Raw genomic sequence first — 16,505 nt, 5'->3', positions numbered from 1 at the left:
CTTGCTTAAGTTTTTGATAGCGGTATTAAAACGATAGTACTAATAATTATTCTATTACCTAATGGCACTGTTTAACTCTGGTGCCAAAACGGTGTGCCGATTGTTGGAGTACTGGGTGTTGCTGATTCGCGTGCTGGCATAATGCCACTCTCGTATGCGGCTCGTCCTGCACGGATGGCATCGGCAAACGCACTCGCCATAATCACAGGATTCACCGCTTCGGCTACGGCTGTATTTAATAAGACGCCATCAAACCCAAGTTCTAACGCCTGACAAGCATCAGAAGGTTTACCGATACCTGCATCAACCAATAAATTTACCTCTGGAAGGCGTTCGCGAATGATCTTAAGCGCATAAGGATTCATCAGACCTTTTCCTGTGCCGATCGGTGATCCCCAAGGCATAATCACTTCACAGCCCAGATCATGAAGTCGTTGGCAGAGGACTAAATCGTCGGTGCAATAAGGGAATACTTTAAACCCTTCTTTGATCAATATTTCTGTCGCTTCAAGCAAAGCAAAGGGATCAGGTTGCAGATTGTAATCATCACCTATCACTTCTAATTTAACCCAGTCTGTGTCGAAGATTTCGCGCGACATTTGCGCAATAGTGATAGCTTCCTGAGCGCTATGACAACCTGCTGTATTGGGCAATAAGTGGCAACTCAAGTCTTTAACAAAATCCCAGAAATATCCACCGCCGTTATTTTCTGGGGACTGTCTTCTCAATGACAGCGTAATGACTTCTGCTCCGGATGCTCTAATCGCCTGCTGCATAACCTCTGGTGAAGGATAAAGTGCCGAACCGATAAAGAAACGGCTGCTTAATTCAACGCCATAGACATTCCATGTACTTGATTGCTTATCAGAAAAAGCCTCTATAAGTGGGGGGGTGCCTTTGCAATTATTTAGTTGAGTCATGTTAGCCTCCACTGACAGGATTTAGGATATCGACCTTATCCAGATCATTTAAAAGTGTCTCTTCCCAGTGATCTCTAGAAACAAACACCTGATTAACCGCAACCCCTAACATACCGTCACTTTTATAACCTAACTTGATCAGTGCCTGGCTAATGGTGAGATTATTTTCAAAGGTTTCTGCTTTATTGTTTATGCTGACTTTTATCATAATATTTGACTTGCTAGATCGGATGGATTTACTGGGTTCATGGATAAAAATTGGGGAAAGCAAACATCCTCCTGCTCTCCAAATAATTGTGTTATAAGGTCGTTGATTAGTGCTGGGGCAAATAAATAACCGTGACGATATAAACCATTGATATGGACTAATCGTCCCTGCTGGAACACTTCAGGTAAATTATTATTAAATGTGGGGCGAAGCCCTGAAAGCATATCGATAATCTGTGCTTCGCCAAACCCCGGGTGCAAGCTATAAAGCGCTGACAACAATTCCAAACCTGACCTTATAGTAATCGGTCCATCATTATCATTTTCTAATTGTGTTGCGCCGATAATGTAGTGATTATCACCACGAGGAGCGATATACAAGGGGTATCGCGGATGCATCAGCCTAATGGCACGGGTAAAATTAACCTCAGGTGCATACACGCTAACCACTTCACCACGAACTGATCGAAGCTGTTTTAAATCTGCTCGCGCACCGTTGCCACGGCAGTCAAAAACGTAATCAAAAACACAATCGTTAAACCCATCGATGATTCCATAATTGGCAGATTCATCTAAGTTGATTTCTAATGACTCATGCCATTCAATCGCACTTGATTGGTCAAAATAATCATTTAATGCAGGGTAAAGTGTCTGGTTATTGATCACCCCTTCTTCAGGGAAAAATAGACCTTTACTAAAATTATGCGCTAATTCTGGCTCAAGCTTATGCAAGTGTTGTTGGTCTAATGCCTGCACATGTTTTTCGTCAATCATGGCGTTAGCCTTAACCTGAAACCGTTGCCAGCTAGCGTCGTCTTGAGTGTGCGAAACCACTAACGTTCCTTGCTGATTGAAACTCACTTTCTGATGGGTTGTACTCTCTAATTCAACTAACCATTTCGCCCATAACTCATAAGACCTAACGCCTAAATGTTGCGTAATGGCTTCGGTTGTAACTGCTTCTGTAAAAGGAGCAATCATTGCTGCGGCAACTAGACCTGTGCCTTTATGATGGCGATCATGTTGGTCGATCAGGGTAATTTCTATATCCTGATTACATTCATTTAGCCGCCATGCCAATACACGACCTGCTAAACCCGCACCAATAATTGCTATTTTCATCTAAACGTTTAAACCTTAGGAATAGAGTTTGATAATTTGGGATTAGCTATTAGCTTCATTAAAATCGGGCTTGTAAATTTCACTGCCCAATTTAACAAATTCAATCGACTTTTCCTGCATCCCTACTGCCGCAGCTTCCTGCTGTTTTGCATACTCACTGCCTGTTCCGTATTGATCACGTACCTCTTGTGTGATCTTCATCGAACAGAACTTGGGTCCACACATAGAGCAGAAATGTGCCACTTTAGCGGACTCTTTAGGCAGGGTTGCATCGTGATAAGCGCGTGCAGTATCAGGGTCTAAACCGATATTGAACTGATCTTCCCAGCGGAATTCGAAACGCGCTTTAGACATCGCATCATCACGCACTTGTGAGTTTGGATGCCCTTTAGCTAAATCAGCCGCATGAGCTGCAATCTTGTAGGTGATAATCCCGGTTTTAACATCATCTTTATTGGGCAGTCCTAAATGCTCTTTAGGCGTCACGTAACACAACATCGCTGTGCCGTACCAACCGATTTGAGCCGCACCGATACCCGATGTGATGTGATCGTAACCCGGCGCAATATCAGTCACTAAAGGACCTAAGGTGTAAAAAGGCGCTTCGTAACAGTGATGCAGTTGCTCATCCATATTCGCTTTGATTTTATCCATAGGTACATGACCTGGGCCTTCGATCATCACTTGAACATCATGTTTCCACGCCTTTTGGGTCAGTTCACCCAGCGTTTTTAACTCGCCAAACTGGGCTGCATCGTTTGCATCAGCGATAGAACCGGGGCGTAAACCATCACCCAGCGAAAACGTTACATCATAGGCTTTCATGATTTCACAGATGTCGTCAAAGTGTGTGTAAAGGAAGTTTTCTTTGTGATGCGCCAAACACCATTTAGCCATGATAGAACCACCACGAGAAACGATGCCAGTCACACGATTAGCCGTTAATGGAACGTATTCAAGCAACACACCTGCGTGAATTGTAAAGTAGCTGACGCCCTGCTCCGCTTGCTCGATAAGTGTGTCGCGGAATAATTCCCAAGTCAGGTCTTCTGCAATCCCTTTTACTTTTTCCAAAGCCTGGTAGATTGGCACTGTACCTATAGGAACGGGAGAATTACGGATGATCCATTCGCGCGTTTCGTGAATATTTTTACCGGTCGATAAATCCATCACGGTATCGCCACCCCAACGGGTAGACCACACCATCTTCTCAACTTCTTCATCGATCGATGAGCCTAATGCGGAGTTACCGATATTCGCGTTGATTTTCACCAAAAAATTACGACCAATAATCATTGGCTCTAATTCTGGGTGGTTGATATTCATCGGCATAACCGCACGCCCTTCTGCAATCTCTTTGCGCACGAATTCAGCCGTGATTTCTTTAGGCAATCCTTTTGCTGTCAATTCGGCAATTTGATCTTGCGGGATTGATGCACGCCCCAGATTTTCACGAATCGCAATGTACTCCATTTCCGGAGTAATGATGCCTTGACGAGCGTAATGCATCTGCGATACGTTTTTGCCTTCTGCGGCAATACGTGGTTTTGGCTTGTTTTCAAAAGGCTCGATATCAAGCTCATCGATCAAACGTTGATTGGTAAAATCTGAACTGAAGTTTTCTAATTGCACCGTATCGTTGCGCGCATCTATCCAGTCTTTGCGAAACTTTGGTAAGCCTTTATTAAGATCAATATCAATCGAAGGATCGGTATAGGGACCCGATGTATCGTAAACACGAACCGGCTCATTTTCCTCATATTCTGCAGTATCGCCTGAACCACGCAATAAGGTCGGGCTCAACTCGATATGACGCATAGCGACTTTAAAGGTATTTGCTTCGTTGCTTACATAGATTTTTTTAGAACCAGAGAGTGGTTCACGAGTGACACTAGTGACAATACTAGCGGGTATAGCTTTCGCAGATTTAAGCATTCTTCCTCCAACAGTTTAATTAAAAAATTACCTGTCGGATTAGAAATTCACTGCCAATTTGGTAGTTGAAAATACTATCTTCTTGTTTCCTACGACGGTATGAACCGTATCAGGTGCAACGGGTAAAAATCTCAGCTCATCCCTTCATTATATTTCCCGTAAAGACGGAAAAATAATCATAAAGGGGTGAACACCCCGACAAGTGATACGGACATTAACAGCTCATATAAACCTCTGTCAAACTAATTATTGGGACAAATAATCTCATTTAGTGAAAAATAAGTCGTTTTTCTTAGAATAATTCTTATTTCTTATTACTTATATGTTTGATTTTATTACAACTAAAAAGAGAGGCTATATTTTGAAAAAGCCGATAAGATGTGTGTAATTAATTGCTGGTTGCGAAAAAAAATTTATGAGTAATTCCAGAGATTCAGAGTCAAAGTCCACATTAAAAAAACACAGTGAAATTCCGCGAACACTGGGTTTTCTTATCGCATTCGTTGGTGTGTTTTTTCTTGTCGCTACCGTTTTCAGTTTAATAACTATTGTGGTTTTACAAGCCGCTTCTGGAGATACTGGCCCGCTTTCATCCAAAGACAAATACACTATAGCGCTCTCTATCACTTCCCTGCTTACTGCCTTAGGAGCGCTTTATATCGGGATTAAACTGATAAAAAAATTAGACAGTGGTCGCAAGCTGTTTAATATTTTTGGCCTTATCGTAATTGCTTTAGCCTGGGTCAAGTTCATGTACAAACAAAATGCGATAGAAAAAAGTTTTGCCAATATGCCGGCTGAGCTTGCGGCAAATGCCAAACAGATAGAACTCGGTGATACCTTGACTGTATTTATTCTGCCGGTAATTTTGATTGTGGTGGCGTTATTATTGAATTTACCAAGGTCTAAAGCATCGCTGAAGTAAGTGTTTGAAACATATATTTAAGCGCATAGTAAAAATGGCACCCCCCACCTTTGAGGCCTTTTTTTGGGGGGGTAATTAGCTAACGAGTGAATCGTTCAGGGGTTTGAGTTTGGATTTGGATTTGGATTTGGATTGGATTTTGAAGTAGAAGTAAGCGCATCAATCAAAAACCTGACTGATACCCACCAAGGCAGGATGTTCAGACTTGATGACAAAGACTGGAATATCTTTTAAGTAATCCTTAAAACGGCCTTTGGATTCAAAACGCTCTCTAAAGAGAGAATTGTCAAAATAGCTGCCAAGCTTCGGAATTATCCCTCCACCGATATAAATGCCCCCTTTGGCTCCCAATGTTAAGGCAAGATTTCCTGCCACTACACCGAGTAACGCGCAGAAGACTTCCAACGTTTCCTCGCACTGTTTATTCGTTTGATCAAGCGCATATTGGGAGATATCTTTCGGGGTTAAATCCGGTTTTGCATCTACTTGGTCAAGCTCACAGATAGCCAGATAGAGGCGTTGTAAGCCGCTACCGGAAATCAATCGTTCTGCAGATACATGCTGAAATTCCTTCCAACACGTTTCTAGTATCTGACACTCACGTTGAGTCGTTGGACTTAAGCTTACGTGCCCACCTTCTCCCGCTAATGGTAGCCATTCTTCACCCGAAAATATTAACCCCGCAACACCAAGACCCGTACCAGGACCTAGAATACCAATTGGCGCATCCTGTTTGATTTCGCCGCTGCCTATTTGATGGCAATCTTCACGCGCTAAATGTGGAATCGACAGAGCCAGTGCTTCAAAATCATTCTTGAAGACTAAAGAATCGAGGGATAAGTCTTGCCGTGTTTGTTCAATCGAAAAGTCCCAATCGTGGTTTGTCATTTTAATACGATCACCATCAATAGGATTAGCAATGGCAATCGCTGCTTCGAGTACTTGAGGGTTGTTAACCTGCTGTAAATAATCCTTATAAGCTGATGCGAAATCAGGATAATCACCGACTGCCAACACCTTTTCATTTTGAATAAACTTATTACTGGTTAGCAATGCAAAACGTGCATTGGTGCCACCGATATCGGCAATCACTCGCTTATTTGCGGGGAGCTTAGACTTTGCTTTTGCATTCATATTTCAAGATCCATAGCTTTACTCTTTACAACTAAAACAACTAAAACAACTAAAACAACTAAAACAATTAACAACTAACAACTAACAACAAATGACACCCCCCTACTTTGGGGCTGTTTTTTTTATTGGGAAGTGTCGACAGGGTATTCTTCGGTAAAACTCTACCGACATTTCCGTCACATTAATTCTAAAAATTTGCTCAGCGTTTACTTACTGCTTTAACAAAGCTGAACAACAGAATTTTCACCATCAATGCCATTAGGAATATATTTATCAGCTTCCCAATCATTTTCCCAAACACCTTGATCGTTTAGATAACGAAATTGATACTCAGGCTTAGCTACATCCAGTTCTACAGTTTGTGTGAAATCACCACTTTTAAGGCGCTTCATCGGTGTTGCTTTGTTATCCCATTGGTTAAACTCACCAACGAGATACATCTTTTCAGCAGAATTAGCTGCATCTTTTCCAACACGAAATGTCACTTTACACACTGGCCGTGACTTCAGAAATTGTTTTTTGATACTCACAATTAACTCCATTTAATTAGATTAAAAAATAAACACTAACTAATGACAATATTAGCTACTTGATTTCAAGAGCGTCTAATTTCCAGATATCTCTATTGTAATCCTGCATGGTTCTATCGGTTGAGAAGAATCCACTGCAAGCGGTATTCATTACACTCATGCGTCCCCATTTTTCCTGATCCTGCCACGTTTTAGCGACTTCATTTTGCGCATCTATATAGCTTCTAAAATCAGCGAACGTCACCCATGGGTCATTACGATTATATAAACTCTGGATAATACTGTCGAAAATTCCTGGCTCATTGGCATTGAAATGCGCAGACTGAAGTAATTCCATCACTGCCTTCAAATCCTGATCCTGGTTGATATAGTGCATAGGATCATAATTGCCTTGCAAGTCTTGTACTTCATTGGCTTTTAGACCAAACAAGAAGAAGTTTTCCTCGCCCACCTCATTAATTATTTCGATATTAGCGCCATCATAAGTGCCTATGGTCAATGCGCCATTCATCATGAATTTCATATTGCCAGTACCAGAAGCTTCTTTACCGGCGGTAGATATTTGCTCCGACAAGTCAGCAGCAGGTGCAATGACTTCCATGGCGGTGACACCATAATTCGGGAAGAAAACCAGCTTTAACTTATCACCCACATCAGGGTCAGAGTTGATCACTTCAGCAATGTTATTGGTAAGCTTGATAATATCCTTAGCCAGGATATATCCCGGTGCAGCTTTGCCACCAATGAGTACACAGCGATTTGCCCAGTTTTCGGTATTGCCCTGCTTTATTTGAATATACAGATGAATCACATGCAGTAAATTCAATAGTTGTCGTTTGTATTCATGGATACGTTTCACCTGAATATCAAACAATGAATCGGTATTAAATTTTACGCCGCAGAGCTGTTCGACTAAATCTGCCAGGCGTTGCTTATTGGATTGTTTTACCTGTTTAAATGCTTTGGCAAACGTTTTCTGTTTGGCTGCTGAAAGCTTTTTAATCTCGCTAATGTGCGAGAGATCGGTAATCCAGTCTTCGCCAATGTGGCTAGAAATTAATTCTGTCATTTCAGGGTTCGCGTGTGCTATCCAGCGTCTAGGCGTTACACCATTGGTTTTATTGGTAAATTTATCAGGCCATAATTCGTAAAAATCATGGAACAAACCTTCGCACAATAACTGTGAATGCAGTGCTGCAACACCATTTACCGAGAAACTTCCGACAATAGCTAGGTTAGCCATACGAACCTGTTTGTAGGGACCTTCTTCTATGATCGACATTCTTGCATGGCGTTCGGTATTACCCGGCCATTTCTGTTGCACAACGCGCATGAAGCGCGCATTGATTTCATAAATAATTTCCAATAATCGCGGCAACAGACTTTCAAACAAATGTACTGGCCACTTTTCAAGCGCTTCTGGCAATAACGTATGATTGGTATACGCCATGGTTTTAGTGGTGATGCTCCATGCGTCATCCCAGTTTAAGCACTTCTTATCCATTAGTATGCGCATCATTTCTGCCACTGAAATGGTTGGGTGTGTGTCATTCATCTGAAACACATTTTGTGCGACAAAATTTTCATAATTATTGCCGTGAATTGTCTCCCATTGACGGAAAACATCTTGAAGACTGGCTGAAGCCAGGAAGTATTGCTGTTTTAAGCGCAATTCTTTACCGTTTTCACTGGAATCATTCGGGTATAAAACCATCGTGATGTTTTCGGCATTGTTTTTTGCCGCCACCGCATCGGTGTAACTACCCGCATTAAATTCTTCAAGATCGAATTCATCCGTCGCAGAAGACTTCCATAAGCGCAAGGTATTAACGGTTTTGTTTTTATAACCAGAAATGGGCACATCAAAAGGAATCGCGAGCACATCATTGGTTTCTACCCAGCGAGCGTGCAGATCATTATGCTCGTCACGATAAAACTCGGTATGACCCCCAAACTTTACGGTTTGCGTATATTCTGGGCGTTCCAGCTCCCAGGGATTACCGTCTCGTAACCAGTGATCAGGTCTCTCTTCTTGGCGACCATCGACAATGGCTTGTTTAAACATGCCGTATTCGTAACGAATACCATAACCTAAAACGGGTAATTGCAAGGTTGCACAGCTATCCATAAAACACGCAGCCAGACGACCTAAGCCGCCGTTACCTAAGCCTGCATCGGGTTCGATTGATTCAACGTCTTCTAGCTGCAAACAGAATTTTTCCATCGCTTCTCTGGAGGTTTCGGTCGCATCCAGATTGAGTAGATGGTTGCCTAGGGCTCTGCCCATGAGAAATTCCAATGACAGATAATAAGCGCGCCTGACATTTGGCTGGCGATAGGCTTCCCAGGTTTTGTACCAATTGGCGACAACCCTGTCTCGTAAGGTAAACGACAGTGCTTCATAAAAATAAAATGAGTGGCAACCTTGAGTACGACCAAGGTGATACGTTAGATATTTTTCAAAGCTTTCACTAATCGCCTTAGACGTATTTGGTAAAGATTTAATGTTAGTGGGTAAACAGGTTTCTAACTGTGCTTTTTCGATCATGTTTTTCTCATTAGTAAATAGTGGTGTCGCTATCTTGGCGTTTTAAACGGTTTAATTGTTGTAAATTTCTATGTAAGCATTGGCGCTTTTTTCCCAGCTAAAGTCTTGCGTCATGGCATTTCGTTGCAGTTGTTGCCAGCTTTTCTTGTTTTCATACAATGAAAGCGCACGCTGAATAGTCTTAATTAATGCTGCTGTATTCGGCGCTTCTAACACAAAACCATTCGGTTTAAATGAAGACTCTTCACCATTCGCTTCGTCGGCATCGACGACAGTATCCGCAAGACCTCCAGTACGATTGACGATGGGTAAAGTGCCATAACTTAAGCTGTACATTTGATTGAGGCCACACGGCTCGAATCTGGAAGGCATTAGAAAGATGTCACACCCTGCTTCTAACAGATGCGCTTTCTCTTCATCGTAACCAATAGTGACTAAGACCCGATCGGGGTATTTTTGGTTTAGCTGTTTCAACTGAGCTTCGATGTAGGTATGCCCTGTTCCGATAATGACTATACGCGCCGTGGTTTCATCAAGAATTGTAGGTATGGCTTCCAGCACCATATCAATGCCTTTTTGTTCGACCAGTCGGCTTACAAGCCCTAACAATGGTGCGTCTAGCTGTTCTTTTTCAGCCGTTACGCCATACGATTCGAGCAACGCTTTTTTGTTTTTTTGTTTGCTAGGGTTTCGTCGCTGCGCGGTAAAATTAAAAGGTATTAAGGTATCCGTCGAGGGATTCCAGACGTTTGTGTCGATGCCATTGAGAATTCCGGTTAGTTTATAACTTCTCGACGAAAGTACGCCTTCGAGTCCATAACCAAATTCTGCGGTACAGATTTCTTTTGCATAAGTTGGGCTAACGGTTGTAACAGCATCGGAATAAACAATACCTGCCTTTAGCATCGATAAATTACCATAAAATTCGACGCCTTCCATCGACCACCAGGCGCTGGGTAATCGAAGACGGTCATATTCATCCTTGGAAAAGCTACCACTATAAGCCAGATTGTGTATGGTAAAAACACGCCGCGGACGTTCCGGTTCGTGATCTAAAAATGCAGCAACTAAACCGGTTTGCCAATCGTTACAATGCACTACGTCGGCTTTCCAGCCTTGATCCAGTTTATCTAAACTTAGGGCTGCTACGGCTTGAGAAAACAAAGTGAAACGTTCTGCATTGTCGGGCCAATCATAGCCATTTGAATGACTATATGGATTACCTTCCCGATCGAATAAGTGTTGAGCGTCAACCAGCCAAATGGGCATTTTAAACTGCTCATGTGTTGCTTCTAATATACGAACGTCTCTATTGCTTCCGCCGAGGTTAATGCTTAACCAACCTAACGTCTTGAAAGAGTCTAGTTTGTTTAACACATCCCGATAGGCAGGAAGTACCAGACGAACATCGAGATTCTTTTCTTGTAGCGCATGCGGCAGGCTGTAAGAGACATCACCTAAGCCACCTGTTTTTATTAATGGCCACACTTCACTCGTCGCGAATAAAACCTTCACCTTAAAATCACCATTAACACATTCTCTTTATAAATATTCGTCATATCATTAACATTCAGACATTGTTTTGATTTTTTTACTGTTTTCTCCAGGCTATTTAAAGTAGAAAGTCACCCCCCTACTTACAGCCGTTTTTTTAAGGGTTCTCTTTAGTCGTATATAAGCAATTCTCATGCCAGTAGTTGTTAAATGTTTATTTCATCCTAATGAGAAAAATCACCTTTTAGAAACAAAGCACTTAAAGGTGGCAACGTAACACTGATTGATTGTTGATAGCCCGTCCATGGTGTCGGTTCAACAACAATGGGATTGTCATTTCCACAATTTGAGCCCGTATAAAATGCAGAATCTGTATTTAACAACTCGTGGTATGTATCTGCCGCTGGAACGCCAATTCGGTAGTTAGTTCGGGGTACTGGTGTAAAATTCAATAAGCATATTATCGACTCTTGCGGGTCGTTAGATTTACGTATCAAACTCAGTGCTGACTGATCTGAATCGTTACAATCTATCCACTCAAAACCATCGTGAGAGAAATCCCAGTAATGCAGCGCAGCCTCATTCTGATAGAGCTTATTCAGGTCTGTGATTAACTGACTAATGCCGTGATGTTGTTCTACAGATGTTAACGCCCAATCGAGTTCCGCATTGTCATTCCATTCAATCCATTGCGCGAACTCACCACCCATGAATAATAATTTTTTGCCCGGATGAATGTATTGCCACGCGTACAATAAACGTAAATTGGCTAACTTCTGCCAGTCATCTCCTGGCATTTTACTGACCAGACTACGTTTGCCATGCACCACTTCATCATGCGATAACGGCAAAATAAAGTTTTCAGAATAGCTATAGATTTGACTGAAAGTCAGTTGGTTATGATGGTATTTACGGTGTACCGGATCGGTTTCCATATAGCTTAGGTTGTCATTCATCCAACCCATATTCCATTTAATGGAAAAGCCTAAACCGCCGAGTTCTACCGGCCTAGAAACCATCGGCCATGCCGTTGATTCTTCTGCCATGGTCAACACACCGGGGTGCAATCCATGAACCGTGGTATTCATTTGCTTGAGAAAATCGATCGCTTCCAGATTTTCTCTGCCGCCAAACTCATTCGGCAACCACTCGCCAGCTTCTCGTGAATAATCCAGATAAAGCATCGAAGCAACTGCATCGACACGCAGTCCATCTAAATGGAATTCCTCAATCCAGTACACCGCATTGGTAATTAAAAAGTTTCGTACTTCATTGCGTCCGTAATTGAAGATTAATGTTCCCCAATCCTGATGCTCACCTTTTCTTGGATCAGCATGCTCATAAAGCGCATCACCATTAAATTTAGCTAATGCAAAAGCATCTTTTGGAAAATGGGCAGGAACCCAGTCAAGAATCACACCTATGTTTGCTTTGTGACATTCGTTAACAAAGTAGCGAAAATCTTCGGGTGTACCGAATCGAGCGGTAGGTGCAAAGAAACCTGTAACCTGATATCCCCAGGATTGGTCTAACGGGTGTTCTGCTATCGGCAGTAATTCGATATGCGTATAAGCTAATTCCTTGATATAGGGAATGAGTTGGCTAGCAATGTCTCGCCAATTGAGGAAATTACCATCATCATCCCGGCGCCATGAGCCTGCGTGCAACTCATAGATACTGATTGGTTTATGTTGCCAATCGAAAACTTCACGCTGCTCTATCCAGTCCTGATCTTCCCAGTTAAATGCTTTTGCCGACGATATATGCGATGTTGTATCAGGACGTAATGCCATAGACTGAGCATAGGGATCCGTTTTCTTTAAGATCTCATCATGTTGCGTACAGATTTCATATTTATACACGTCATTTTCGACCAAGCCCGGAATAAATAATTCCCATAGACCTGATGATCCTCGGCTCCGCATTGGGTGTCTGCGGCCATCCCAGCCATTGAAATCACCAACAACGCTAATCCTTTTAACATTGGGGCACCACAAGGCGAATTGACAACCGCTTACCCCATCAATTGTCTGAATATGCGCACCCATAAATTGATAGGCATGATGATGTTTTCCTTCTGCAAATAGGTAAATATCCATCTCACCTATTTGTGATTGAAAACTGTAGGCAGAGATTGACTCATGCCATTCTTCACTGCCTTTTTGTTGCCATTTGAGTGTGTAATGGTTATCCAGTGATTTGGCTTCCTTAGCCGATAACCGATACTCAAAGAAGTCACTCTCAGGAATTCGCGACATCTTTCCTATGCCTTTCAATTCTGCAACTTCTGCCTGAGGGAGAAAACTGCGGACAATGGCTCCTTCTTTGTTGTCTAGGGCATGAACACCCAAAACAGAAAACGGGTCATGATGTTTACCCTGCTGTAGTTTGGACAATTCTGGCGTCAACGTTTCGACCTCAATTTTATTACTAGAAACGTTTTTGCTAGTGGCTTTTTTGGCAGAGCTTACTGTGCTTGGACTAGCTTTTTTCACGATTTCTTACCCGTCATATTATTCTTAGCTTGTGCCATTAGTGAGAATCCATTTTATATAAGCGACCAGCATTTTCTAGCTGCTCTCTAGTTTTATTGGCGATGCTTTTGGTTATTTGTTCCCAGTCGAATTTCCAGGTCCAATTATTTTCTGAGATTCCTGGAACATTCATGCGAGCTTCTGAGCCTAAATTCAGCAAATCTTGAATTGGAGCAATCGCTAATTGTCCCCTGCTATTGAATGCAACCTCAATGAGCTTCTCCGATATTTTGTTTGGGTCAGAAAGTTCTAAAGTATGCAAAATGTGATTTTGCATCTCTGTATCCTGGCTCGTAAACCAGCCGAGAGTCGTGTCATTATCATGTGTGCCTGTGTAAACGATACGATCATAAGTAATGTTTTCAGGTTTATGCGGATTATCCGAAAAGCTGTCGAATGAGAATTGCAAAACCGACATTCCCGGAAGTTTATATTTCTCACGCAAGGCATTCACTTCAGGCGTAATGATTCCCAAGTCTTCAGCAACAATAGCTAATGAGCCCATTTCTTGCTTTAAATGCTCAAGCAATTCCTCACCCGGTACTTTTTGCCATTCGCCATCGACTGCCGTTTCACACTCTGTTGGAATTACCCATACCGCTTCTAAGCCACGGAAATGATCAATACGTACCAAGTCAAAAAGACTGAAGTGATTTTTTAGACGTTGCATCCACCACTTGAAATCATCTTGTCGCATTTGCGCCCAATTATAGTGCGGGTTACCCCAGCGTTGCCCAGTTTTGGAGAAATAATCGGGAGGCACTCCTGCAACTACAGTGGGCTGACTTTGGTCATCTAATAAAAATAATTCTGGATTACTCCATGTGTCGGCACTGTCGTGAGCAATAAAAATTGGCATATCGCCAAAGATCATAATATTACGCTCATCAGCATAGTGTTTAATTTCATTCCAACGTCGATAAAGACAAAATTGCTGCCAACAAATGGCATCTATTTGATCATGATTCTCTGTTCTATACTGATCTAAGGCGTGTTCTTCACGATGGCGAAATTCATCTGGCCATTCATACCAGGGTTTAAATTCCAGTGTTTGCTTTAACGACATGAATAAAGCGTAGTCATGTATCCAGTAATCCTGAGCAAATAACCAGCGTATGAATTCTTGATCGCCGACATTGATATTTTCGTAATCGTTAGCTGCCAGCAATGCAGGATTTATCGCAAATGCCGAGTAGCATTGATAAGGCGACAAGTTTTCCTGAGGTACACCCAATGGCAATATTTGCCATACACTGATACCTGCATTCGACAGAAAATCTAACCATCGAAAAGCATCGTTATCCAAGACGCCGGAAGGTAAAGAGGTTGGATGCAGTAACACCCCTCCTAATCGCGCTTCCTTATCGGTTAATTCGGAATATGTTTCCATTTAAACATTACGCCTCATGGTACCTGAGTTTTCGGCATTTCCTCCGCCTATGGATATAGGGTGATTAAGGTGTTCAGGAGGTACTTTATCAATCAATGTATAGAGCTTTTTCAACTGGATACGATACAACTCATCAAAGTCATTCACACTCTCAGACGAGTTATAATCACCAAACCACCAGAACCAGTCAGAGCCTTCACAAATCGCGAGTTGATCATCTAACTCCAGCAAGTCATCTTTTGATAGAGCGCTAGCAGCGACAACCTCGTCACAGTCTTTTTTGGCAGCAACCAGATATTCCCAGGCACGGTTTTTATCTTCCTGCCCTATCCATGTAGTAAAACTGCCATACACCCAACTGCCGGCGCAAATGCTATCTACTTTGGTTGCTGTCACAGATTTTGCTGATTTGGCGAACGTTGTTACTTCTATGTCTTCGCATTGACTCATTTGTTGATACAAGGCATCCAGAAAATAATAACCATTGTCATGATAATATTCCCAGGCATTCTCTCCATCGAGGATCACCGAGACGACTTGTTGCTCCACATCATCGCCGACAAATTTCGCAATATTCTGCAGGTTTTCTACAAAATTATGCGCTGCATCATCAGCGTTCCAGTGACTGTATTCAAAACCAATAAAATCAGACAACCCATCATCTCTAAAATACATCTGAGTGCCATGATCTTTATATTGATAAGGCTTAAATAATGCCTTTTTATTATGTACTTCTTCAGAATCCATCTGATTCAGATGACATGTATTTCGCCAAACCTGCTCACCAGAAGCGGTCCAACTGATACCAAATTTATCTAACATCTCGATGGCGTCTTCACTCACTCCGCCTTCTGATAGCCACACACCATCAGGCTTTTTACCAAAGTGATGCTGAAACGATTGAATGCCTTTTTCCATATGCCATTCTGAACGACTTACACCATTCGGATAATCATCGCAATTAGGCATCGGAGCTTCTGGGGATGAGCATTTCATGTTCTCAAATTTATTCAACAGAGGCACAATAGGATGTGCATACGGAGTTAACGATAACTCTATTTGCCCACTATCTGCTAAGGCACGATAACGAGGGATGATGTCGCTTAAGGCTTCATAGATAATTGACAGCAGCTCTTTTCGATCATCCAGAGAATAGTCATGACCTTTTTCAAATAGTGCAGTGACCTGTTTTGAGCCTTTCAAAGAATGACCTAACCAGGCCAGATGATACCAAACCACGAGATCATGAAATTTCTGATCTTCCAGACCTTCAACAAATGAGTCAATGGGCGAGTTAGTTTGCGAATCAAAAGCTGACTCATTCTCTCTGGAAATTTTATCAAACACACTTTCCATACTTTTCATCAGTTGATCAAAAGCAGGATAAGGCTCAATCATTCTTGGTGCATAACAGCGCTGACAATCTTCAAATAAACGCTTTTTTTGCGCTAAATTTGATGGGATATCTGCTGTTCCCGCCAGTACCGAAAGCAAAGGATCTGATAATGGGTTTGTTTTATGTGAAGTACTCGACTGATAATTTTTAAGCTCTTCAACGTATTGATCAAGCTGTTCCAGCAATACCGGAGAGAAATTAACAACAGCAGCCATATTTGGGTGGTTTTCCAGATGCTTCGCCATATCGGTATAATCTTTTATGCCATGCAGATAAACCCACGGCAGATGGAAAGTACCATTAGGCCCTTCACGATAGTAAGGCTGATGCATATGCCAGCACAGTACTACTTTAAGCTTAGACTTCATAA

Annotated in this window: 12 protein-coding genes and 1 riboswitch; of the genes, 1 reads left to right on the top strand and 11 read right to left on the bottom strand. The window is 42.1% G+C overall.

All coding sequences use genetic code 11. The features are described from left to right. Nucleotides 1-71: 71 nt before the first annotated feature. Genes OO007_RS16090 through thiC form a run of 4 tightly spaced genes read right to left on the bottom strand, consistent with a single transcriptional unit; the run spans nucleotide 72 to nucleotide 4,184 of the window. Nucleotides 72-920: a thiazole synthase gene (locus tag OO007_RS16090; RefSeq protein ID WP_325809556.1), complete on the bottom strand. Its 849-nt coding sequence runs from the start codon at nucleotides 918-920 to the stop codon at nucleotides 72-74. A gap of 1 nt (nucleotide 921) precedes the next feature. Then, nucleotides 922-1,128, bottom strand: a complete 207-nt coding sequence (thiS, locus tag OO007_RS16085) for a sulfur carrier protein ThiS (RefSeq protein WP_325809555.1) — start codon at nucleotides 1,126-1,128, stop codon at nucleotides 922-924. Continuing rightward, the gene (locus OO007_RS16080) at nucleotides 1,125-2,249 is read right to left on the bottom strand and encodes an FAD-dependent oxidoreductase (RefSeq protein WP_325809554.1); all 1,125 of its coding nucleotides are present in this window, start codon (nucleotides 2,247-2,249) and stop codon (nucleotides 1,125-1,127) included. The genes thiS and OO007_RS16080 overlap by 4 nt, the downstream gene beginning before the upstream one ends. A gap of 42 nt (nucleotides 2,250-2,291) precedes the next feature. Next, on the bottom strand, nucleotides 2,292-4,184 hold the full coding sequence (gene thiC / locus OO007_RS16075) for a phosphomethylpyrimidine synthase ThiC (protein ID WP_325809553.1): 1,893 nt from the start codon (nucleotides 4,182-4,184) through the stop codon (nucleotides 2,292-2,294). A 69-nt stretch (nucleotides 4,185-4,253) separates the two neighbouring features. After that, nucleotides 4,254-4,392: riboswitch (TPP riboswitch) on the bottom strand. Between the two features lie 207 nt (nucleotides 4,393-4,599). Between thiC and OO007_RS16070 the strand changes: the two genes are divergently transcribed. Continuing rightward, on the top strand, nucleotides 4,600-5,109 hold the full coding sequence (locus OO007_RS16070) for a hypothetical protein (RefSeq protein WP_131906644.1): 510 nt from the start codon (nucleotides 4,600-4,602) through the stop codon (nucleotides 5,107-5,109). Nucleotides 5,110-5,268: 159 nt separating this feature from the next. Here OO007_RS16070 and OO007_RS16065 read toward each other — a convergent pair whose 3' ends face one another. The 7 genes from OO007_RS16065 to OO007_RS16035 all read right to left on the bottom strand — a co-directional run bounded on the left by OO007_RS16065 (nucleotide 5,269) and on the right by OO007_RS16035 (nucleotide 16,503). Next, on the bottom strand, nucleotides 5,269-6,243 hold the full coding sequence (locus OO007_RS16065; RefSeq protein ID WP_325809552.1) for a glucokinase: 975 nt from the start codon (nucleotides 6,241-6,243) through the stop codon (nucleotides 5,269-5,271). A gap of 218 nt (nucleotides 6,244-6,461) precedes the next feature. Then, nucleotides 6,462-6,773, bottom strand: a complete 312-nt coding sequence (locus tag OO007_RS16060; RefSeq protein WP_325809551.1) for an isoamylase early set domain-containing protein — start codon at nucleotides 6,771-6,773, stop codon at nucleotides 6,462-6,464. Nucleotides 6,774-6,828: 55 nt separating this feature from the next. Beyond that, nucleotides 6,829-9,321: a glycogen/starch/alpha-glucan phosphorylase gene (locus tag OO007_RS16055; protein ID WP_325809550.1), complete on the bottom strand. Its 2,493-nt coding sequence runs from the start codon at nucleotides 9,319-9,321 to the stop codon at nucleotides 6,829-6,831. Between the two features lie 51 nt (nucleotides 9,322-9,372). After that, the gene (gene glgA / locus OO007_RS16050) at nucleotides 9,373-10,836 is read right to left on the bottom strand and encodes a glycogen synthase GlgA (protein WP_325809549.1); all 1,464 of its coding nucleotides are present in this window, start codon (nucleotides 10,834-10,836) and stop codon (nucleotides 9,373-9,375) included. Between the two features lie 203 nt (nucleotides 10,837-11,039). Further along, nucleotides 11,040-13,223, bottom strand: coding sequence for a 1,4-alpha-glucan branching protein GlgB (glgB, locus tag OO007_RS16045; protein ID WP_442784349.1), 2,184 nt, complete (start codon nucleotides 13,221-13,223; stop codon nucleotides 11,040-11,042). A 124-nt stretch (nucleotides 13,224-13,347) separates the two neighbouring features. Beyond that, nucleotides 13,348-14,739 (bottom strand): 4-alpha-glucanotransferase, encoded by a 1,392-nt coding sequence (gene malQ / locus OO007_RS16040; RefSeq protein WP_131906649.1) that lies wholly within the window; start codon nucleotides 14,737-14,739, stop codon nucleotides 13,348-13,350. Then, the gene (locus OO007_RS16035; protein WP_325809547.1) at nucleotides 14,740-16,503 is read right to left on the bottom strand and encodes a glycoside hydrolase family 57 protein; all 1,764 of its coding nucleotides are present in this window, start codon (nucleotides 16,501-16,503) and stop codon (nucleotides 14,740-14,742) included. Nucleotides 16,504-16,505: the final 2 nt, after the last annotated feature.

It is taken from the genome of Cocleimonas sp. KMM 6892, from assembly GCF_035798195.1.
GTDB classification, from domain to species: Bacteria; Pseudomonadota; Gammaproteobacteria; order Thiotrichales; family Thiotrichaceae; genus Cocleimonas; species Cocleimonas flava.
Note: the sequence above shows the minus strand (reverse complement) of the source record. Positions and strands in the feature narration are given on the sequence as shown.

Bases quoted from the DNA above. Each gene is read 5' to 3' on its own strand.
- thiC (WP_325809553.1), bottom strand. From the start codon at position 4,184: ATGCTTAAATCTGCGAAAGCTATACCCGCTAGTATTGTCACTAGTGTC.
- OO007_RS16065 (WP_325809552.1), bottom strand. From the start codon at position 6,243: ATGAATGCAAAAGCAAAGTCTAAGCTCCCCGCAAATAAGCGAGTGATT.
- OO007_RS16090 (WP_325809556.1), bottom strand. From the start codon at position 920: ATGACTCAACTAAATAATTGCAAAGGCACCCCCCCACTTATAGAGGCT.
- OO007_RS16070 (WP_131906644.1), top strand. From the start codon at position 4,600: ATGAGTAATTCCAGAGATTCAGAGTCAAAGTCCACATTAAAAAAACAC.
- OO007_RS16080 (WP_325809554.1), bottom strand. From the start codon at position 2,249: ATGAAAATAGCAATTATTGGTGCGGGTTTAGCAGGTCGTGTATTGGCA.
- OO007_RS16055 (WP_325809550.1), bottom strand. From the start codon at position 9,321: ATGATCGAAAAAGCACAGTTAGAAACCTGTTTACCCACTAACATTAAA.
- thiS (WP_325809555.1), bottom strand. From the start codon at position 1,128: ATGATAAAAGTCAGCATAAACAATAAAGCAGAAACCTTTGAAAATAAT.
- OO007_RS16035 (WP_325809547.1), bottom strand. From the start codon at position 16,503: ATGAAGTCTAAGCTTAAAGTAGTACTGTGCTGGCATATGCATCAGCCT.
- malQ (WP_131906649.1), bottom strand. From the start codon at position 14,739: ATGGAAACATATTCCGAATTAACCGATAAGGAAGCGCGATTAGGAGGG.